The 17,129-nt window shown below is 52.9% G+C and carries 26 protein-coding genes; 3 read left to right on the forward strand and 23 right to left on the reverse strand.

Translation table 11 applies throughout. The features are described from left to right. Positions 1-9: 9 nt before the first annotated feature. From ASF13_RS12540 to ASF13_RS12560, 6 genes are all read right to left on the reverse strand, one after another. Positions 10-1,314: a phage portal protein gene (locus ASF13_RS12540; RefSeq protein WP_056236713.1), complete on the reverse strand. Its 1,305-nt coding sequence runs from the start codon at positions 1,312-1,314 to the stop codon at positions 10-12. After that, entirely contained in the window at positions 1,314-3,044 is a 1,731-nt protein-coding gene (locus ASF13_RS12545; protein WP_056236715.1) for a terminase large subunit, read from the reverse strand. Before ASF13_RS12545 ends, ASF13_RS12540 begins: the two co-directional genes overlap by 1 nt. Before the next feature lie 3 nt (positions 3,045-3,047). Then, positions 3,048-3,524 (reverse strand): phage terminase small subunit P27 family, encoded by a 477-nt coding sequence (locus ASF13_RS12550; RefSeq protein WP_056236716.1) that lies wholly within the window; start codon positions 3,522-3,524, stop codon positions 3,048-3,050. Between the two features lie 203 nt (positions 3,525-3,727). Next, positions 3,728-3,946 carry a hypothetical protein gene (locus ASF13_RS12555; protein WP_056236718.1) on the reverse strand — a complete coding sequence of 73 codons (219 nt, stop codon included), beginning with the start codon at positions 3,944-3,946 and terminating at the stop codon, positions 3,728-3,730. Continuing rightward, positions 3,943-4,293 carry an HNH endonuclease gene (locus tag ASF13_RS23565; RefSeq protein WP_072166371.1) on the reverse strand — a complete coding sequence of 117 codons (351 nt, stop codon included), beginning with the start codon at positions 4,291-4,293 and terminating at the stop codon, positions 3,943-3,945. Before ASF13_RS23565 ends, ASF13_RS12555 begins: the two co-directional genes overlap by 4 nt. A gap of 37 nt (positions 4,294-4,330) precedes the next feature. Then, on the reverse strand, positions 4,331-4,585 hold the full coding sequence (locus ASF13_RS12560) for a DUF2560 family protein (protein WP_056236720.1): 255 nt from the start codon (positions 4,583-4,585) through the stop codon (positions 4,331-4,333). 144 nt (positions 4,586-4,729) lie between these two features. Between ASF13_RS12560 and ASF13_RS12565 the strand changes: the two genes are divergently transcribed. Further along, entirely contained in the window at positions 4,730-5,281 is a 552-nt protein-coding gene (locus tag ASF13_RS12565; RefSeq protein ID WP_056236722.1) for a YfbU family protein, read from the forward strand. A gap of 52 nt (positions 5,282-5,333) precedes the next feature. On the opposite strand, the gene ASF13_RS12570 is transcribed toward ASF13_RS12565, so the two are convergent. The 8 genes from ASF13_RS12570 to ASF13_RS12600 all read right to left on the reverse strand — a co-directional run bounded on the left by ASF13_RS12570 (position 5,334) and on the right by ASF13_RS12600 (position 10,255). Further along, positions 5,334-5,885, reverse strand: coding sequence for a DUF2570 domain-containing protein (locus tag ASF13_RS12570; protein ID WP_056236723.1), 552 nt, complete (start codon positions 5,883-5,885; stop codon positions 5,334-5,336). After that, complete coding sequence (locus ASF13_RS12575) at positions 5,882-6,421, reverse strand: lysozyme (protein WP_056236725.1); 540 nt, start codon at positions 6,419-6,421, stop codon at positions 5,882-5,884. Before ASF13_RS12575 ends, ASF13_RS12570 begins: the two co-directional genes overlap by 4 nt. Further along, positions 6,421-6,636 (reverse strand): class II holin family protein, encoded by a 216-nt coding sequence (locus tag ASF13_RS12580; RefSeq protein WP_056236727.1) that lies wholly within the window; start codon positions 6,634-6,636, stop codon positions 6,421-6,423. The genes ASF13_RS12575 and ASF13_RS12580 overlap by 1 nt, the downstream gene beginning before the upstream one ends. Positions 6,637-6,745: 109 nt before the next feature. Further along, positions 6,746-7,015 carry a hypothetical protein gene (locus ASF13_RS24345; RefSeq protein ID WP_156365590.1) on the reverse strand — a complete coding sequence of 90 codons (270 nt, stop codon included), beginning with the start codon at positions 7,013-7,015 and terminating at the stop codon, positions 6,746-6,748. A gap of 152 nt (positions 7,016-7,167) precedes the next feature. After that, positions 7,168-7,989: an antitermination protein gene (locus tag ASF13_RS12585; RefSeq protein WP_056236729.1), complete on the reverse strand. Its 822-nt coding sequence runs from the start codon at positions 7,987-7,989 to the stop codon at positions 7,168-7,170. After that, a complete protein-coding gene (locus tag ASF13_RS12590) occupies positions 7,989-9,008 on the reverse strand; it encodes a DUF968 domain-containing protein (RefSeq protein WP_056236731.1) in 1,020 nt (339 codons plus the stop codon). The genes ASF13_RS12585 and ASF13_RS12590 overlap by 1 nt, the downstream gene beginning before the upstream one ends. After that, positions 9,005-9,805, reverse strand: coding sequence for a KilA-N domain-containing protein (locus ASF13_RS12595; protein ID WP_056236733.1), 801 nt, complete (start codon positions 9,803-9,805; stop codon positions 9,005-9,007). Before ASF13_RS12595 ends, ASF13_RS12590 begins: the two co-directional genes overlap by 4 nt. Before the next feature lie 105 nt (positions 9,806-9,910). Further along, positions 9,911-10,255, reverse strand: coding sequence for a RusA family crossover junction endodeoxyribonuclease (locus ASF13_RS12600; RefSeq protein ID WP_056236735.1), 345 nt, complete (start codon positions 10,253-10,255; stop codon positions 9,911-9,913). A 100-nt stretch (positions 10,256-10,355) separates the two neighbouring features. Between ASF13_RS12600 and ASF13_RS12605 the strand changes: the two genes are divergently transcribed. Beyond that, on the forward strand, positions 10,356-10,769 hold the full coding sequence (locus ASF13_RS12605) for a hypothetical protein (protein ID WP_056236737.1): 414 nt from the start codon (positions 10,356-10,358) through the stop codon (positions 10,767-10,769). 11 nt (positions 10,770-10,780) lie between these two features. Here the strand turns inward: ASF13_RS12605 and ASF13_RS12610 are convergent, their stop codons facing one another. The 8 genes from ASF13_RS12610 to ASF13_RS23570 all read right to left on the reverse strand — a co-directional run bounded on the left by ASF13_RS12610 (position 10,781) and on the right by ASF13_RS23570 (position 15,308). After that, positions 10,781-11,419: an MT-A70 family methyltransferase gene (locus tag ASF13_RS12610; protein ID WP_056236739.1), complete on the reverse strand. Its 639-nt coding sequence runs from the start codon at positions 11,417-11,419 to the stop codon at positions 10,781-10,783. Continuing rightward, a complete protein-coding gene (locus ASF13_RS12615; RefSeq protein ID WP_056236741.1) occupies positions 11,416-12,723 on the reverse strand; it encodes a hypothetical protein in 1,308 nt (435 codons plus the stop codon). The genes ASF13_RS12610 and ASF13_RS12615 overlap by 4 nt, the downstream gene beginning before the upstream one ends. Continuing rightward, positions 12,720-12,842: a hypothetical protein gene (locus tag ASF13_RS25185; RefSeq protein WP_255354444.1), complete on the reverse strand. Its 123-nt coding sequence runs from the start codon at positions 12,840-12,842 to the stop codon at positions 12,720-12,722. Before ASF13_RS25185 ends, ASF13_RS12615 begins: the two co-directional genes overlap by 4 nt. Next, a complete protein-coding gene (locus ASF13_RS24940) occupies positions 12,839-13,054 on the reverse strand; it encodes a PerC family transcriptional regulator (RefSeq protein ID WP_056236742.1) in 216 nt (71 codons plus the stop codon). Before ASF13_RS24940 ends, ASF13_RS25185 begins: the two co-directional genes overlap by 4 nt. 235 nt (positions 13,055-13,289) lie before the next feature. Further along, a complete protein-coding gene (locus ASF13_RS12625; protein WP_056236744.1) occupies positions 13,290-14,339 on the reverse strand; it encodes a conserved phage C-terminal domain-containing protein in 1,050 nt (349 codons plus the stop codon). Continuing rightward, positions 14,336-14,530 (reverse strand): hypothetical protein, encoded by a 195-nt coding sequence (locus ASF13_RS12630; protein ID WP_156365591.1) that lies wholly within the window; start codon positions 14,528-14,530, stop codon positions 14,336-14,338. Before ASF13_RS12630 ends, ASF13_RS12625 begins: the two co-directional genes overlap by 4 nt. 19 nt (positions 14,531-14,549) lie before the next feature. After that, positions 14,550-15,074 (reverse strand): YmfL family putative regulatory protein, encoded by a 525-nt coding sequence (locus tag ASF13_RS12635; protein ID WP_056236747.1) that lies wholly within the window; start codon positions 15,072-15,074, stop codon positions 14,550-14,552. A 27-nt stretch (positions 15,075-15,101) separates the two neighbouring features. Further along, positions 15,102-15,308: a Cro/CI family transcriptional regulator gene (locus tag ASF13_RS23570; RefSeq protein WP_072166372.1), complete on the reverse strand. Its 207-nt coding sequence runs from the start codon at positions 15,306-15,308 to the stop codon at positions 15,102-15,104. A 95-nt stretch (positions 15,309-15,403) separates the two neighbouring features. On the opposite strand from ASF13_RS23570, the gene ASF13_RS12640 reads away from it, so the two are divergent. After that, the gene (locus ASF13_RS12640) at positions 15,404-16,048 is read left to right on the forward strand and encodes a LexA family transcriptional regulator (protein WP_056236749.1); all 645 of its coding nucleotides are present in this window, start codon (positions 15,404-15,406) and stop codon (positions 16,046-16,048) included. 310 nt (positions 16,049-16,358) lie between these two features. On the opposite strand, the gene ASF13_RS24350 is transcribed toward ASF13_RS12640, so the two are convergent. Then, entirely contained in the window at positions 16,359-16,802 is a 444-nt protein-coding gene (locus tag ASF13_RS24350) for a hypothetical protein (RefSeq protein WP_072166373.1), read from the reverse strand. Positions 16,803-17,129: the final 327 nt, after the last annotated feature.

Below are 17,129 nucleotides of genomic sequence, written 5' to 3' on the forward strand. Positions count from 1 at the left end.
GGATAGCTCCTAAGCCGCCGTTTTCAGCGGAGATTGTTCGAACGGAATGTCAGGGAAGACGTAGTTATGAATTTTCAGCAGACTCGCTGCCTGCAGGGCCTGGCTGTTTTGCTTGAGGTCCTCAAGTGGCGTCAGGTTCAGCTGCACTGTGTAGAGGTCACCACCTTCAATCGGCGGCATATTCTCAAGCCGGCGAACGTCATTACGGGACATCCAGCCATTTTGAAGAGCCGTCGTGTAATAGGCTGAACGACCCGCGCTGTCGGCCCTTAGTAGCCCTTCTACCGAGAACTCCGCGAAGTAATCCTCGTCACCATCAAGCAGGCAGCGGGAAATCTCCTGTTCGATATTTACCAACAGAGGGCGCAGCGTATTGGTCAGGAACTGCAGGTTCATACCTTCAACGCTCGACGCCCAGCTGCTCTGTTTATCCGCGTGGCCGACCATAAAAGGCGGGACACGGAACCAGCGACATATCTCTTCAATGCTAAATGCACGGGACTCAAGCATCTGCGCCGCTTCAGGATTCATAGTGACGTTCTGGTATTTAAGCCCACCTTCGAGCACCATGATCTTTCCTGAGTTACGCGATCCGATAAAGGCCTGCATATATTTCCGCAGACGCTCGCGCTGAGCGTCATCAAGCGCCATTTCCGCCGAGAGGAAGCCCGAACTTTGAAGGCCGTTTTCAAAGATTTTTGCAGCTGACTCTTCAACCGCCATCGCCGAACCGATAACGTCTCGCCCGGCCATCATTGGCATCATCCCGCACAGACCATCCAGGCCGAAGCCGCGAATGTGCATGATGTTTTTAACCGGGATTACGCGCTGCACTGAGTTGTCGGTATAGCGGTATTCAAGCACGCCGCTGTCGAGTCGCTTAACTACCATGTTCTGAGGTAACAAAGGGATCAGCGCAACAAGCTTGCTGCCGATCATCTTCTTTTCGACAAATGCATTACCGCGCAGGCAGATGCTGGCCACGACCATCAGCATGAAGCGGGAGGGCGTCATTTCTTGATTTGGCCGGCGGCACAATGTCACATAGGCCGGATGATCGGCGGCGAGCTTTCTTGAGCCATCAGCCTGCCGAACATAAACCTTCAGAGGCAGTGTGGACACGGACTCGCTTAACAAACGCACACAAGCCCACACCGCCGACAGCCGAATTGCCTTGTCAGCTGAGACTACCTTCCCGCTGCTACTGGTGCCCATCCATTCCTGCCAGAACTCCCCTGTGGTCAGGCTGATAGGAACGCCAAGCCAGTTAAGAAGAGCGCTTTTAACCCTTCCGGGCTGCTTGTTGTGTTTCATCAGATACCTATCATGATTGGGTTTTCCAGGAAACCGCTCAGGTCTTGCTTATCACCGCCACCGTTCACCAGCAGTCGGCTTTTTGCAGTGAACAGCGCGACAGGCCCGTCGATTTTGTTTTCAGGAGTCGATTTATTGGGAAAGATGTTGTCGTTTTTGTCCGGTTTTACCGTCACGTTCGACATCATCCAGGTCATAACAGGGTTGCCGTCATGGCAGATTTTGTTGCCGTACACCTCTGCCTGCACTGATTTCATCGCCTCTGACAGGTTTTTTACCGTCTGAGCCACCTCTACCAGCGGCAAACCATCGTCGGCAAGCGCCAGGCTAAACTGCGTGGCGCTCCAGGGATCGAAGGCAATCTCTTTGAGGTTCTCACCCGCTACCCACTCGACAATCTCGGCCTTGATCAGCCCGTGGTCGATGACATCACCATCGGTCAGCTGCAGATGTCCGGCAGCTGACCACTTACGGTAAAGTTCAGCAATATGGTTCGGCGCAGTCTCCAGCCGCCCTTCAGGCAGCCAGAACTTAGGCTCAATATGCGTAACTCCCTGCGGGTCCTGCCAAGCTTTGACCGCAGCGCAGATATCTATCTTGTTTGCCAGATCGACACCCAGCCACATCGGCCAGTGCTTACGCTGATCCGCCGGCGCGATACCACGCATTTTTCCCCAGCGGTCCATGTCCATCCAGGCGCTTTCGGCTGTTACCCAGATGTTCAGGTGCTTGGTGAAGAAGTTCGGGCGGGCCGCAACCTGCTCTTTGGCCTTTTTAGCCAGGCGGCGCATGTCGTCCCAGCGCTTACAGACCCCTAAACCGGGGTTAGCCTTCGGCCAGTTCGCTTCATCAAACGGGTCATCGCCTTCATCCAGCGTGTAGATAACAGCAAAATAGGTGTCATCATCCACCACGCCGCGCAGTACCTTGATGGCATAATCACGCTGTTCGTAGCAGATACCCTCTTTATTCGTTCCCGCAGTGGTTATTGCGAACAATAACGACTGAAGACGTGCGCCAGTGGCCGTCTCGAGAACATCCCACACATCGCGGGTACGGTGTGCATGAAGTTCATCAACGATCCCGCAATGAATATTCAGGCCGTCCAGATTGTTCGCGTCACTGGAAAGCGGCTCGAATTTTGACGCCGTGCGCTCCTGATGGATATTCAGCTTAACGTGACCAAAAAGCCGCCCGAGAGTTTTCGGCGCTTTCTTGATCATGTTTTTGGCATCGTCGAACACGATGCGGGCCTGATCGCGAGTAGTGGCAGCGGAATAAACCTCAGCACCACCCTCCCCATCAGCGCCGGTCATATACAAACCGACACCAGAACTAACAGTTGATTTAGCATTTTTACGAGCTACTTCTTTGTAGGAAGTACGGAACCGGCGAACGAAGACTGTTTCGAAGTCGTCGTCGACAATTTCTTGCCCAGTCATCTCATCGATCAGCGGAATAACGAAACCAAAGAGATTAATCAGAATAAAAATATGCCACGGCATCAGCTCAATCGGCTTACCTGCCAGGGCACCTTTTACATGCGGAACAAAATTATAAAAGTCGAGAATATGCTGGGCGCGATCCTCGCTGAAGTAGATGCCGCGCTCCGGCCCATGCTCTAAATCATTGAGGAATCGCTGACACGCCAGGCGCACCAGTTCGCCAGCAACGATCTCGCCAGCCAGCACGCTTTCCGCGTACTGAATACCAGCCTGAACGGTTGCCATTCATCATTTGCGCTTTTTATTAAGAAATGCATCCAAAAGGTCTTCTTCGGCCTCACCGCCTGCATTGATTTTGCTGCGTGAGGATGGGCTCATGCCAAATTCTGCCATCATGCCTCGTAGCCGCTTCCATGCATCTGCCAGCATAGCTACGCGTGGGTGAGATTTGATGAGCACATCGCCCGTCATCGTTGTAACGGTATAAGTCTCCCCCTCCTGTTCGATCACATCACGATGCTTACGCCATTCAACGTATGCGCCGATCAACAGCTCAAGAGCCATGCCATCAATGGTCGTGATCACCCCCATTCCATCCAGTTCTTGTGCAACTCGCTTGAACCAGTATTTCTCCTGCTTATTAAAATGCTTCGGAATAAGGGGAACCCCTGAAGGGGGTTTTGGTTCGTTCTTGTTAAGAGCTCTTTTCGAAGGGTTACCTTTAACCAAACGCAGAGCTGTCGGGGTTCTTGGTGGCCCTGGCATGATAGAAACCTCCTATTAATTTCAGGTCACGATGACCCATAAAAAAGTTCTGTAACCTGCGGCGGTGTGAAAAAGGGTTAGGCGGCGGTACTTTGCTTAGAGGGACCCAGAGATTTGACCCGCCCCTCCCCTGCCCCGCCCTGCAAATGAGAATTGATATCAATAAAATGAAAATGCACCATGTTGGTGAGGAATGATGCTTGTTATTGAGAATCAATTTCATTTACATCTATTTTCACTGGATTCCCGTTCATTTCATCGTCTAGTCTCAATGTGACCCGCATCGTGGGCGGCTCAGTTGCATCTGTGTCTATTACAGTGGCAACCTGATTGCTCAAAAGTTTGCCGTCCACTGCGATGCCGTAGCCGATGAATCTACTGCCGTGGTAAAGGTGAGCCAGCTGTGTCTTGCTTTGCATCATGAGTTTCTCTCTCCTGCGGTCTTCGTTCTGTGGCAAGGCCAGCACAGCGCCTGCAGGTTCTCATCAGCATCCGTTCCGCCCTGAGCTTTCGGGATGATGTGGTCAACTGTGGTTGCTGCTGTCGCCCTGCCGATCTGCAGGCACAGCTGGCACAGGTGTTTGTCTCGGGCAAGGATGCGAGGCCGGATGACATCCCACGTGCTGCCATAGCCTCGCTGGTGTCGGTTCCTGCCCTGCTGATGCTGTTCCCATCCGGTATTGCGATGGGCTTCACAGTAGCCCGAACGATCGGTGGTCGTGGCCGCGCAGCCACGCTTACGGCATGCGCGGGGAATTGCTTTAGGCATTGATAACTCTAGGCAGGTGATGCCCGGTCAGGGCGGGTTACTTAGTGGCTTGGGTAGTGATCTCGCTTAACACGGTGATCGCTTCCACTGATTCCTGCACTGCTTTGGCAGCACGGGCCACGTAGTCGGTTTCAGAGAAGGTGCGGTTGAACTGGTTGATGAACAGGCGGTGCTTAAACGCGTCGTTCTGGATAAAGGCCACAGCCACTTTAGCCGCGGCGGTGTCGTAGTTCAGCGTCTGCAACAGCTCCAGCTGGTTGCTCTGCTCGGTGGTGATCGTGTTTTCTGCCATTTTTACCTCTAAGTTTTAAGATTGATAAATTACTTATCCGTGGCAACAGATAGATGCAGCAAAAATGCAATATATCTTCTGTTTACTTTTCGAAATCACAATGTAGATTGTTCAATGCCACTTAACAATTAATGAGGACTTTGAATGGGCTACACACAAGCGGAAAAACTACAAATCCTACTTCTTTGCGATATTCATGAAGCTCTTGGGATACAAAACAGCTATGACGCAAGCTTTATCCGTGAAGCTGTAGAATCTGAGAACCTTTGGGCTTTAGAGTGGGAATATCACTCTTTATCTACTGATAAAGAAAACCCAGATGACGTTAGGCACGTCTGCGATGTCCTCGACATGTATGACCTGTTGAAATTTACTTACGATCATCTATCTCCTGAGGATCAAGCAAGGCTAGCAGACGAGGTTACAGCTTTTTCGCCTGAATACTCTCTCACATGGCCGGGGTTCGACGGCAACAATGAAGGTAACCTGATGGGTATTGCTCGAATGTTTAAAAAAATGGGCAGATTTAACACCCAAGAACTGGGAAAAAATTCTCACCATCCAACTTATGATACTTCTGAAAGGATGTTGGAAGTTTTTCTCCCATTAAGGAGAGATTTTCACCATGCCAGAGGCCTAACATATGACGCTTTGAAAGAAACTTTACAGGCAAGAATCCACCCTGATAACAGATAATAATTGAGGGCCGTTTCATCGGCCCTCCAGTTGCCATCAAAACAATCTAATTTTATAGGTATCTTAATGAATTTTTAAGTCTCAGATCTTCAATATTTCTCACGCCAGCAAGCTGACTGTTAGCTTGTTCAATAACAGTCAGCAGCGGATCAATCCACAGCACTGCTTGGCAGTAAGTCAGGGTGCCGGCGGTAGCGGTGCCAGAACCGGCGCTGTCAGCGATGCCGGGATCGGCGTGCATTGCGCTGGCACGTAAACTGTTCGCGTACTCGAGCAACCGGCCAGCAACGCCAGCAGGCACAGCGAGAGCACAGGTCGGCTCAGTTTTGAGGATGGTGCGATATGCAATCTCTTTCTCCTGCTGCCTGCCGGTGAGCGCTACAGCGAACTGCAGCTGACTGGCGGCTATCTGATTAAATCGGTTGAACTGGAATGACTGCGTGGCGATTACGGTTCCCTGCTGTTCGTTATCGCGCTGCAGCTGCGCATTAGCGTTAACCTGTTCGCTGTACTCGCCGTGGTAGTAGACCGCCGCGCCGCCAAGCGCAATCAGCAGCAGCAAAAACACGGCCACAAGGATCAGCGTTACGTTCGTTGTCTTCATTTGTCCAGCCCCCAGCACGTCAGCTCAGCTTCCTGATCCCGGCGCTCAACCTGCCCGTAACAGCCGTTCGCCTGGCCTTTGGTCAGCCTGCAGTCACGGCCCTTGTCGTGGACCCACCAGCGCATCGCCTCACACGCACCTTTGCGATCGCCAGCGTTCAGCCGCTTATAGAACGTTGAGGGCAGGCAATTTCCGGGGCCGATGTTATACGGGCAAAAAGAAGCGATACCCGCCTTCTGCGGCTCGGTCAGTGGCACCTTGATGTTGCGCTCCACCCAGGCCAGCGCTTTGCGCTCCTCGACGTCGTTAACCTCGGCGCACTTCTCGGCAGTCAGCCGCATGCCCTTCACTACCGCTTTACCATCAACGCGGATCACCCCGCGACAGATTGTCCAGATGCCGGAACTGTCGAGATAGGCCAACAGCCGGTTGCCCTCTTTCTCGTCCAGAAACCGATCCAGAATGACGGACGCCGGCGCACCAGCGAGAATCAGCCCCAGCACTGCGGCGCTGACCTTAGCCTTCAGGTTTGCCATTACAGCCCCTTGGCCGCTTTGCGTCGGTCTTCTTTAATTTTGAAATAGAGATTCGTAAGGTAGGTCAACAGGCCGAAGCCAAGGCTACCCAGCACCCCGATAGCAGCCCACTGTGAAGGAGTGACCTGATCCATAAGTTGAAGCACCCAGAACCCTGTACTGCCAGCTGACGAGCCATAGGCCAAGCCTGTTGTTAGTTTGTCCATGCGATACATACTCTCACCCCCGGCATTGCCGTGGCGCTGTGTGCGGTTGAAAGGGAGGAATAAAAAAAGGCCGCCGAATGGCGACCTCTGCTTCTAAAACTCGCAAGTCATAGTATGACTAGAAGTGTGTGCCTCGACCAATTATCTGAGTCAGCTTATAAGGCAGGGGAAGAGCTTTTCTCTTCGAGGCATCTTCTTCAGTAGTCGGGAGATTTTCAAATAAACGCTTAGGCAAATAAAATCTCACATGCCCCTTTACGGTAGAAAACATAAGGTGCCCATCCCCATCAGGATTGGGATTGCCAAGCGCATATACCGGATATACTTTTACGTTGGAATGGCTGTCATAAAAACTGAGGTAATGAGTTGCAGTAATTTGCTCGATCATAAAAGACCCTCAAATTAGAGCACTCCTGCGCCCAAGATTGATGATGTGAAACTTCACTTGACATGGTTAAAGATTCTAAAATCCCATCATTGATGTCAAATATATCCAAAAATGGCAAACTTTGCAAGCATCATGATGGGATAAGTTATAATTTATATTACACCCTGCTGACCTGTAACCTTCTTGATTTGACGGTCAGTGTAACTCTCTTCTTGATAGCAGAGCGTCACCAGAGACTCATAGAAGGGTTTCCAGTTATACCGCCAGGTGCGGTCAGGTAACGATGGCAGGGTTTCAAAAATTACCCGGTAAACCACTGACGACTTCTGACGGCTGAAGCCACGGCCATCACAGCGCGGACACTTCTTGTAAACCGGAAGCCCCTGCAGTTCTGTTTTCTTTTTGTCGATCGTCTTACCCGTACCATTACAGCGGCAGCGATTACTGACCTGCCCTGTCCCGTTGCACTTCTTGCACAGCACCTGATCAACTACCTTAACCTCACGGAATCTTTCGAAATCAGACGGGCTTTGTTTCATGTCTTTAGCCCACTGAGGCAGCCGCATTGCATAGTGGCTTTTGGTGACCATCGACTCCTTCGAGTGGAAACCCTTACCGCAGCAATCACCACATTCGCTTTTATCTTCTGCTGACAGCGCATAGTCCTTGTAGGCGAACTCTGCGAGGACTCGCATACAGAGCGGAAACGTCTTACCTGCCGCTTTTCGAATGGTTTTTGGTGCCCGTTCTTTGGCGGATTCGGTCAACCAGGAGATAGCCGCCTGTTTGTCATGAGCGCTCACACCCGCCTTCGCCAGATAAAGCGCGAGGCCAATACCAGCACTAGCCTGTGTCATCCCCAACGCGGCCATCACATCAGTACTGCTCAGGCTGTCACTGGCCGTTGCTCTTGAGCTGTCGGAAATGTGCATTCCCTTCGGTGCGAAAAACCGTTCAATGCCGTCTAAATTCATCACTTCTCTCCCAAGTTTTCCTTACCCGTGGCAATCACACCGATAGCCAGGGCTCTGTCCAGAACGCGCAGCAGCAGCTCAGGCTGTGTGCCGTACTGCTCTTCAAACGCCCTTACGTCTGCATGAAGTTCATCGTGATGCGCCCTGCAAAGCGGTATCACGAACAGGTCATGCGCCTTTGTTGCCATACCACCCAGGCCGTAGCCGATAAGGTGGTGTGGGTCGTCTGCCTGTCTGCCACAGCACAGGCAGGGTTCTTTCTTCACCCAGCGGGTGTATTTATCGTTTACCCAGCGGCGGCGCTTCGGTCGCAGCAGGAAAGATTCAGGGGTCTCCGGGTCGACGGCCAGCTCAACTACCTGAGCGACTTTCTCAGTCAGCATCTCGGTGGCCGGCGGTTCGTGGTTGATAGCGGACTCTTTCAGAGTTCCGCGCGGTGCCGGTAACGACGGCAGTCGCAGAACGCGGCGGGACAGCGTGTCAGGCATCAGGCTGGCTACGTTATTCATTGCAGCCCACAGCGCCACCTCCGGCAGGGTGACATGGTGCCCTTCCGGCATCTGGAATGCGTTGCACATGCGGTACAGCACCCACTCAGCGGCGTTACTGTTACCCGTAGCCTCCAGTTCGGCGCTGGGCTCCTGTTCGCGCAGCAGGTTGTCACACTGGAAGCACAGGCGAACCATTCCATTACCCGCGCGCAGGGTCGTCTTACCATGGCTGTGATCGTCCGTGTTGTGCTGGCAGCCATCAGACCCCATCAGCCACCAGCTGAGCGCTTCCATACCACCGGCAGCCTCGATAACCTTCGCATCAGAGAGAAACGCCACGACGTCGGGATCGTCCAGCAGCGGCTGTGCAGCATCACGAACGCGACCAGCTGGCAGGGTCTGCATAAACTCCGGCAGCGTACTGATCAGCACACGGCCAGAATAAAACAGGGGCATGGCATCGCTGCCGGGTTTAAGCAGGACCGTTCCCAGCTGGTCCACCCGGTACGGGGTCAGGATGGCTCTCATCTGGCCCCCTTAGTGGAAACCATCATCAGGCGGATAAGCTCTGCTTTCGTGGAGGTGTAGAAATGTGGCTGTGTTTCACGCGGGTTGCCTGGGCTGGTCATGTTCTTGCCGTAGCGCAGCCCTTTTGCGGTGATCGACCAGAACTCTTTACGGCCATTTAGCGCCCTGCTGGAGTTGCTGGGGCGGGACAGGCGCTCAACGATACCCAGCTGCTGCAGGCGTCGATAAGCTTCATTGGTATTTACTGCGAATTCGCTCTCACGTAACAGCGTAGTCAGGGAGGATGTCGGGCGGCTTGAACCGTCAACAGCACCATCCGGGGCGTCTATCGCGTACTGCGGGGCGAGGTTGGGCAGGCCAACTGCGGTTTGAAGCTTCTGGCATGCACCCAGGACGGATGAATTAGACAGGTTCAGCTCTTTCCGCATAAAGCCCAGCAGTGTTACGCCCGCCTGCATCATATCGTGCGCTGAGTGGTTAGCGTGACCTGTCACGATGGCGTCAAAGGTGCGGATAACTTTCAGGTGGAAGGCGGGGCTGATCCACATGCCGTAAGCATAAACCAGCTCTTTACAGACGTAGGTGCCCTGCTGGTTGCCGCCCCGGATAACCTCGACAGGGAGCGAGTTGCTTTTTTGCAACTCGGTCACCAATTGTTCAATCTGCTCATTCCTGAGCCAGAAGGCGGGCTTGTGCCTTGTCTCTCCACCAGCAGCGCGATGTAAGTCGTTCAGGCAGTAGCGGCCTGCTTTATCCTGGCGTACAGAAACGCCGTCAATTACGAGTAACTGATTCATTGTTCTCTCCCAATTTAGTGTTCAGGAACCAGTGTCTGCAAACGACTGGAACCACTGATCAAATGCACATGCTCGGCCCTGCCATCACAACCTGACTTCCTTGTTTTATCGATGAAATTCACTGATCGTTACCTCCGCCTTACCGTGACTGGTCACGCTCCCCCACTCCACCAGCATCCGCTTTATCTGGCTGTCGTCTGCCCACACGCCCGCATGGGTCAGGCCGTCAAACAGCGCCTTCTGAAAGTTGTCCAAGTCACGTTTCGCTTTATTGGGTGGATAGAGAATTACGTGCACTTCGATGTCGTGGGTGATCGCCTGTGGGCGGCGGCGCAGCTGCTCGTACACTGCGGCTATGGCGTTTACCCGAAACTTGCGGCCACGCTCACTGATCAGCGCCCGCCCTTTGACGGAGCGCCAGTAGCCGTTAACGCTGGGCGGGAATGGCATTATTAAATTAAGCAATTCTCATCTCCATTAAAGTGGTGACTTATCTCACCTGAATCAGTAAATTCACATATCAATTAGAAAGTTAACCTTTGAGTAATTCATGAGAAAAATCTTTACCGCCATCCTCTTATTGCTGAACGCATCTGCGTTTGCTGCCACTAAAACGCCAGTTAAACTTGAAAAAATGCAGGCCGTATTCGAATGCGCAGGGCTCGCTGGCGAAGGTCACGGACTTGACTCAAATGGTGAAAATGTCAGGGACTCATTGGCACTGGCTCTTATCATTTATAAAAAAAATATCCCTGATGAAATGTTGCTTTCCTACCAGTCACATCCCGATAAACTCGCTACCGACTTCGCGCTTTTCTATCAGCAGTTTGGGGTGACAAATGCGGTAGTTCTAATATCCGAATCCCTGAAAAAAAAAGGGATCGTTGATTATGGCGACAATCACATTCGTGAAGCCCGGCACCTTTGGGACGCCAGGCGCTGCAATCTAATCATTCGTGGTTAATCCCTCCCCTGTCATTGATGGGAGCTCAGAGCTTTCCCTCCAATCAGTTGCACGCTGCTGTCACACTCGTTACCCCAGATATGCCAGCCCTCTGCCGGACGGCGGGCGAACAGCTCAATACGCGGCACATCTCCGTAAAGCTGCTCAAGCCGGTAACGGGCCTCCGCTGGCTTGGTGCTGTGCTGACTCATGCAGGAATAAATCACCTGCTTCACCGATGCACTGACGCGTTCCAGCCCTCTCCCCTTGACGGCCACCAGCACCGATTCCTGATTGCCCCGCGTGTAGTTGCCGGGGTTCATCCGCGTTTCAGCGTTCAGCATCATCAGAAGGTCGTCGAAGTCGTGGATGGTCTGCTCTTCCAGCGCGCGGTTGAAGCGCTGCTCGGCCAGCGCGTTGAACTTCACCCAGGTGAACAGGAACATCTGACGAACATCGAATCCCCACGCCGCCGCCAGTTCTTTGGTCTCCTCGTCATGAGTGCCGGTGTACCACATCGCCAGGACAGCGTTATCGGCTGACAGCTCCCACACGGGGAGCCTCTTCAGTTCAGTCAGTGACATCGTGCTGTAGTGGTTACCAGCCGCACCGCGGCTGATAGTGTTCCCGTACTGCCACGGCGGATCGGCATAAATCAGGCCGTATTTCATGCCGACGCCTCCCCAACCATTTCGCCCATAACCCGCTTAACGTCAGCACGCAGCTCACGAATGTTTGTCCAGGTGTGGTTACCGGTGCGCTCAATCAAGGACAGGAACTCGGCTACAGCGGTCCACTCAGCGCGGCTTTCTTCGTAAACCTGAGTAATGCGCTCGATGGCCGTCTGGCGATATGGCAGGTCACCCAGCTTCGCTGATACCCACTCTTCAATCTGCAGCTGATCACCAGCCTGGCTAATCAGGTTGATCGCCTTCTGTATCGTCTCGGCAGGAACCATCAGGCACTCCGGCGCTTCTACCGAGTCAGCTGCCCAGGTGTGCGCGTAACGGGATTCGCTAAACGAAAATTCGTCTTTCTCCCCGAACGCAGCTGCTGCACAGGCCCATACGGTCAGGCCGCTTTCGCTGATGATGTCGGCTTTGGTCAGCGGTAAGGCTTTTTCGGTAAGGGTGTCGTCAGTTACCGGCGCAACCGGATCGCTCTTAACACCCTTACGGTATTCCTCCAGGATAGCGTTGATTTCGTCGGCCAGCTCTTCACGTACCACCAGCGCCTTCTTGCCGTCGGCTGACAGGTCGAATTCAGCATCCACCAGCAGTTCTGCCAGGCGGCGGGATTTGACTGCGCTGAACTGCGGCATGGCTGCGGATTTGGTCAGTTTCTTTTTGCCTGACGCTTTGGCCTCGGCCAGCTTCTGCTCTGCCACCGCACCAGCTTTGGTGCCGAACTCACGGGACATGGATACTGCAGTCGTGGCCGATACCTCGTTCGCCTTCACCATCCCGATCAACTTGTCGCCGCACTCCAGCAGCTGCAGGTGTTGCTCAACGTCTGCCACTGAACGCTTAACCTTTTTGGCGATTTCAGCCTCGGTAAAGCCCTGGTTCATCAGGCGCTGGTAAGCACCGGCACGCTCCAGCGGCAGCAGCGCACGACCCTGAGAACTGGTCACCATGATCGCGATACGATCAGCCTCAGAACCTTTTGGCGCGTCTTTGCACTCAAGGCGGGGAACATCGGTACCAGCCTCGATAGCGGCCAGTGCACCGTAGTAGCGGTGGTGGCCGTCTACAATTTTGAGGCCCTTCTCAGTCACCTGGACCAGCAAAGCCGGTACTTCGTCGCCAGCGATGAAAGCATCCCGAAACTCTTTGACGTGCTCCGGGTCAATTTCACGGATGTTGTAGCCAGGCTCCACGTAGAACTCTTTAACGGCCGCATACCAGATTTTACGGGGAACAATGTCAGTGCCGGATTCTTCGCGGTTTTTGTGTACTACTGAAAGTGAAGTCATTTGCTTACCATCTCCATCGCCAAAGCTAAAAAGGTCAGTACCAGCAGAACGCACCCGAGACGGATGCCGTGGCAGATAATTTCGTCGCGCTTAAGCCGCGCCAGCAGTTTGCTTTTCACCAGCCGCTCCAGACGTCCAGCGCAGGGACGGATACCGAAGCGATCGAACTGCTGAGGTCATCCCAGCGCCGTCCGGTGGTGCAGCCGTAAGCAATGCACTGCTCCCGGCGGGCGGCGGCTTTATCGCGGGCAGCCTCGTTGCGGGTTGAGTCCATAGCCAGCAGCCAGACGCGGGCAGCGCGACGCCACAGCTGTTTTTTCTCCAGCTCCATCGCCTGCAGGGGTAGGCCAGGTACTCTTTGTTCAGGTTCGCCAGCTCGCTGCCGTCCGGAATACGGTACACAAACGGCTGGCCCTTCGGCGCATCGCGGACCACTGACTCAGCGGCGAACAGCTCGGCCATCAGCGGCTGAATCAGCCGGCGGGAGATGCCTGCACCATCGGCGATCTGACGCGACGTGCAGCCAGGGTGTTTACGGACGTACTCGATAGCCATTTCACGAATATTCATGCTGCTTTCCCTCCCGCCGTGCGCCGGGCGCACTCTTTCCAGATGCTGTTCCAGCGGCTGACCGCGAAATCTGCACGCATCCCACGAACGCCCGCTTTGCTGGCCTCGGCCTTGACGGTTAGCTCAAGCTGGCTGGGGTTTTTCAGTGGTCTGCCGCTTCCGATAAAACGGCGGTAGGCGGCGTCACGCTCGGTCACATCGACGCTGTCACCACCGATTACCTCACCACCCTCCTTGACCCACTTCCCGTTCACGCACTTCGGACGGCCAGCCTTCAGCCAGCTTTGAGCACCAGAGAGGTAGCCGGGGAACTTGGTAGGCTGGAACAGGGTTGCAGGTCGCAGATATTCGGCCATGTCCAGATCGCCTGACCACTTGGCGTTCAGGTAGTCGACGGTCAGGATTAGTTCGCCAGTCTCAAAGCCTTCGCCCAGACGGGCCCGGATATTCTCCAGCGATGATTTGCTGACCTGGTACCGTGAACCGGTAACCATGTTCAGATGAGCCAGAACCTCTTTCGCAGAGTCAGTCAAAACGACTTCGGGGTCGGCATCCGCAGGAGGCTGACAAAGAGTTTTTTTATCTGACGGGTCATGTTTTGAATTTACTAACGGATCGCCCCCAGATTCTGGCGGGTCAAACTGGTTATTTTTGCCAGATTTCGACGCGTCAGATTTTGAACCGTCGAATTCTGATGCGTCAGATTCTGAACGTTCAGATTTTGACGGGTCAGAAACTGGAGCCTGAGCGCGGGCAGCAGAATCACGCAGCTTCGCAACGTTCAGGTGGTAGACGTTTGAGGCATTACGGTTGCCGATCCGGCGCTGCTTGCGGCTCAGCCATCCAAGCTTTTCCAGTTCACCAATCGCGGTACGAACGGTGCTGATGCCCGCGCCAGTCTGACGGGAAATAGTCTCAACGCTCGGCCAGCACACGCCGTCATCGTTGCACCAGTCAGCCAGGCGCACCATCACCAGAAGCTTCGTGTCTTTGATGCCCGAGGCGGCGCAGCCGTCCCAGACGTAGGAAGATAATTTGACGCTCACGACTTACCCCGGCTCTTTGCCAGAAGGTTGAACCGTGCCCACAGGTAGATCACACCTACCCGCGGCAAAACCTTCTGGTAGTTGTTGACGCCGGTCTGTCCCGGTATCTTTGTTCCATAGACGAAACGGCCACCAGCAAGAGCCTTAACACGCAATTGCGGAATGCCGGCGTTTACGAGTAAACTGTTCATGTGTTGTCTCTCCCAAGAGTTAAACGCACCGAGAGCCACGGGCTGCAACCTGGTGGCTCTCAACTTTTCTGCTGGTCATCAATTCCACCGCATCACCCTGAACACCGTGTAACGCAGCCCACGCCAGAAAGCCTTTTGCCGTGTACTTCATCGAACTGACCACCTGACGCGCGATGTGCCGCAGCTCATGGCGATCAACAATACCGTCTTCCTCCGCGTCGATTTTTGCCTGGGCAATCTGGCCCCGCGCCGCTTCCGCACGCATCTGAATGCTGAACAGCTCAACGTTGTCCATGTCTTCCTGAACCGGGTTGCTGATAACCAACATGCCGAACTGCGCAGCGAAGTAATCAGCCAGGAACGGATAGCCCACAACGCGCTGCAGAGCGTCCATGTGCTGAATATCGAAGAAGCGAGTGCCGTTTTTCATGTGCAGGCGGTTGTTAAACTCACCGAACGACAGGCCCAGCTGATCGGCGATCTGAGTGTTGGTAAGGCTGCTTTCTCTGCAGGTCTGGATAACGAGCTTCTGTAAATCCACCATTTCCTTCTCCTTTTGGTAGTGAACTGCCTATAAGGCGGCGCTTTGCTTTTGGTAAAGTGATGCTTTGAAGTTGAGCTGCCCCGATGTCCTGAATGCTGCTTCGGCTGCCCTGCCTTTTGGAATCAATCCACCAGGGCGTTTGCGCCACTGATAGAAGGCTTCTGGAGAGATACCGAAGAACTCGGCAACCTTGCTCGGTGAACCAAAAAACCGCTCTAACTCTTCTGTTGTCATAGCTCCTCCTAAATTTTCTTAGATAATATTACCTAACCTAATTTAGGTCAAATAAAACTAAGATAATTTAGTTTTCTAAATTAGGGATAAGACGAATGGGTACGTTTGGCAGTCGATTAAAAGCGCTTCGTAAAGAGCGTCGATTCACTCAGGCTCAGTTGGGTAATGCGATTGGCGTATCTGATGTCACCGTGGGGTATTGGGAGAAGGATCAGAATGAACCGCGCGGGGTTTCACTCACCAAACTGGCCCGATATCTTGGTGTAACTGAGGGCTTCCTGATGTCTGGGAAGGAGGATAAATCGAATGTTTCACCCGTCAGTATGGGGGCAATGCAGGTTCCGATCATAAGCTGGGTGCAGGCCGGATACTGGACATCTGAGACTGACGCCATGAACCGTGAAGGGTTCACTGACTTCGTCCTTACCACCGAACCACACTCTATGGGCACGTTCGCCTTAAAGATAAAAGGTAAATCGATGGAGCCAGAGTTCAAGGAAGGCGATGTGATCGTCGTGGACCCTGACCTTTACCCTAAGCCTGGTGAGTTTGTTATCGCCAAGAACGGCAGCGATGAGGCAACCTTCAAGCGCTACCGGTCTCGCGGCACCAGTGAGAATGGAGAGGACATTTTTGAGCTAGTCCCTTTGAATGATGACTATGCAACCATCAACTCACTTACGGTAGAAGTACGCATAGTGGGCGTTGTTGTTGAGCACCGAAGGAACATGCGCGCCTAACCACCTACCTAACACATCGCCAAAAAATCAAATCTAAATTAATTTAGCTTTTACGCTTGACCAAAAAACTAAATTAACTTAGATTTTACTCATCGCACCACACTGGATGCAAAGAGAGGGTTGAGTATGTCAGATGTTCAGCAGCAGATGCATGAACCGCAGATCATCGCCAGCGATCTTACTAACGATGAGCTGTTCGGCTGGATGGGAAGCAAAGTGGCGAATATGAGGCTTTTAAAGTCAGCTATGTACGAAAAAACTGAACTGGAAAAAAGCCTCGCTCTTCTGAATGAACAGATTGAAAGCCTAACTATTGCTGCGGCGATAGAGTTTGTTGACCAAAAGCAGGATCCCACTCCAGATCCAAAATGTCATCAAATGAACGCCTGTAAGAATGAGCATTAATACCATGAAGATACTTCTTTGCATCTTCAGGAAGATTATCTAAGCGCAAGTTTTCTTGCAGGACAAACAAAGACTGTTCAAGTGATAAGGATTCAATTTCGTTGAGGGTCCAGCCATATTTTTTAAGTATAAGATGGTGAATAGTGTCTTTGTTTTTTTGAGGATTAAATATAGATGAATGATTTATACGGTGCTCCTCAAGTATGATGTCCAACGAAAACAAGAGGATTGCCCTGTTGTAAAGAAGAGCTACATCGTCATTTTCTGTTGAATCAGAAATATTTACACCCTTGACTTTAGCAATTCTCTCTTTTATTCCAATGAACAGTTTTGATAAAGGCCTAGCCATTGATTTTTCTCTTCTTGGTTGTGTGAGAACTCCAAGATACCACCGCAGCCTGAGGTGGAGAAGTAACCAGGCACTGTTTTGCGAATGCTGTGTGTAGTCTTGACGGTTGGCAGGGTTTCACCGATCCAGAGTGATTTCCATCAGGCCTTGCTAACCGTCCTTTTTACTCAGCTCACAACAGCAATGCCATTCGGGTGAAACGGGCTCATAACCCAATCTTCTCCCTCTCAAAGAGTGGCATTCCTGTTGTGGTGAATGCGCAGGCATGGTTAGGGCTGGCAATCAACCCTGACGTCGGGTGAAGTCGCTGGATAACAAACCCGTCTC

This window comes from Erwinia sp. Leaf53, assembly GCF_001422605.1.
GTDB lineage: Bacteria > Pseudomonadota > Gammaproteobacteria > Enterobacterales > Enterobacteriaceae > Erwinia.

Excerpts from the sequence above, each read along its gene's own strand:
- ASF13_RS12540 (WP_056236713.1), bottom strand. The coding sequence starts at position 1,314 with ATGAAACACAACAAGCAGCCCGGAAGGGTTAAAAGCGCTCTTCTTAAC.
- ASF13_RS12545 (WP_056236715.1), bottom strand. The coding sequence starts at position 3,044 with ATGGCAACCGTTCAGGCTGGTATTCAGTACGCGGAAAGCGTGCTGGCT.
- ASF13_RS12550 (WP_056236716.1), bottom strand. The coding sequence starts at position 3,524 with ATGCCAGGGCCACCAAGAACCCCGACAGCTCTGCGTTTGGTTAAAGGT.
- ASF13_RS12555 (WP_056236718.1), bottom strand. The coding sequence starts at position 3,946 with ATGATGCAAAGCAAGACACAGCTGGCTCACCTTTACCACGGCAGTAGA.
- ASF13_RS23565 (WP_072166371.1), bottom strand. The coding sequence starts at position 4,293 with ATGCCTAAAGCAATTCCCCGCGCATGCCGTAAGCGTGGCTGCGCGGCC.
- ASF13_RS12560 (WP_056236720.1), bottom strand. The coding sequence starts at position 4,585 with ATGGCAGAAAACACGATCACCACCGAGCAGAGCAACCAGCTGGAGCTG.
- ASF13_RS12565 (WP_056236722.1), top strand. The coding sequence starts at position 4,730 with ATGGGCTACACACAAGCGGAAAAACTACAAATCCTACTTCTTTGCGAT.
- ASF13_RS12570 (WP_056236723.1), bottom strand. The coding sequence starts at position 5,885 with ATGAAGACAACGAACGTAACGCTGATCCTTGTGGCCGTGTTTTTGCTG.
- ASF13_RS12575 (WP_056236725.1), bottom strand. The coding sequence starts at position 6,421 with ATGGCAAACCTGAAGGCTAAGGTCAGCGCCGCAGTGCTGGGGCTGATT.
- ASF13_RS12580 (WP_056236727.1), bottom strand. The coding sequence starts at position 6,636 with ATGTATCGCATGGACAAACTAACAACAGGCTTGGCCTATGGCTCGTCA.
- ASF13_RS24345 (WP_156365590.1), bottom strand. The coding sequence starts at position 7,015 with ATGATCGAGCAAATTACTGCAACTCATTACCTCAGTTTTTATGACAGC.
- ASF13_RS12585 (WP_056236729.1), bottom strand. The coding sequence starts at position 7,989 with ATGAATTTAGACGGCATTGAACGGTTTTTCGCACCGAAGGGAATGCAC.
- ASF13_RS12590 (WP_056236731.1), bottom strand. The coding sequence starts at position 9,008 with ATGAGAGCCATCCTGACCCCGTACCGGGTGGACCAGCTGGGAACGGTC.
- ASF13_RS12595 (WP_056236733.1), bottom strand. The coding sequence starts at position 9,805 with ATGAATCAGTTACTCGTAATTGACGGCGTTTCTGTACGCCAGGATAAA.
- ASF13_RS12600 (WP_056236735.1), bottom strand. The coding sequence starts at position 10,255 with ATGCCATTCCCGCCCAGCGTTAACGGCTACTGGCGCTCCGTCAAAGGG.
- ASF13_RS12605 (WP_056236737.1), top strand. The coding sequence starts at position 10,356 with ATGAGAAAAATCTTTACCGCCATCCTCTTATTGCTGAACGCATCTGCG.
- ASF13_RS12610 (WP_056236739.1), bottom strand. The coding sequence starts at position 11,419 with ATGAAATACGGCCTGATTTATGCCGATCCGCCGTGGCAGTACGGGAAC.
- ASF13_RS12615 (WP_056236741.1), bottom strand. The coding sequence starts at position 12,723 with ATGACTTCACTTTCAGTAGTACACAAAAACCGCGAAGAATCCGGCACT.
- ASF13_RS24940 (WP_056236742.1), bottom strand. The coding sequence starts at position 13,054 with ATGGAGCTGGAGAAAAAACAGCTGTGGCGTCGCGCTGCCCGCGTCTGG.
- ASF13_RS12630 (WP_156365591.1), bottom strand. The coding sequence starts at position 14,530 with ATGAACAGTTTACTCGTAAACGCCGGCATTCCGCAATTGCGTGTTAAG.
- ASF13_RS12635 (WP_056236747.1), bottom strand. The coding sequence starts at position 15,074 with ATGGTGGATTTACAGAAGCTCGTTATCCAGACCTGCAGAGAAAGCAGC.
- ASF13_RS23570 (WP_072166372.1), bottom strand. The coding sequence starts at position 15,308 with ATGACAACAGAAGAGTTAGAGCGGTTTTTTGGTTCACCGAGCAAGGTT.
- ASF13_RS12640 (WP_056236749.1), top strand. The coding sequence starts at position 15,404 with ATGGGTACGTTTGGCAGTCGATTAAAAGCGCTTCGTAAAGAGCGTCGA.
- ASF13_RS24350 (WP_072166373.1), bottom strand. The coding sequence starts at position 16,802 with ATGGCTAGGCCTTTATCAAAACTGTTCATTGGAATAAAAGAGAGAATT.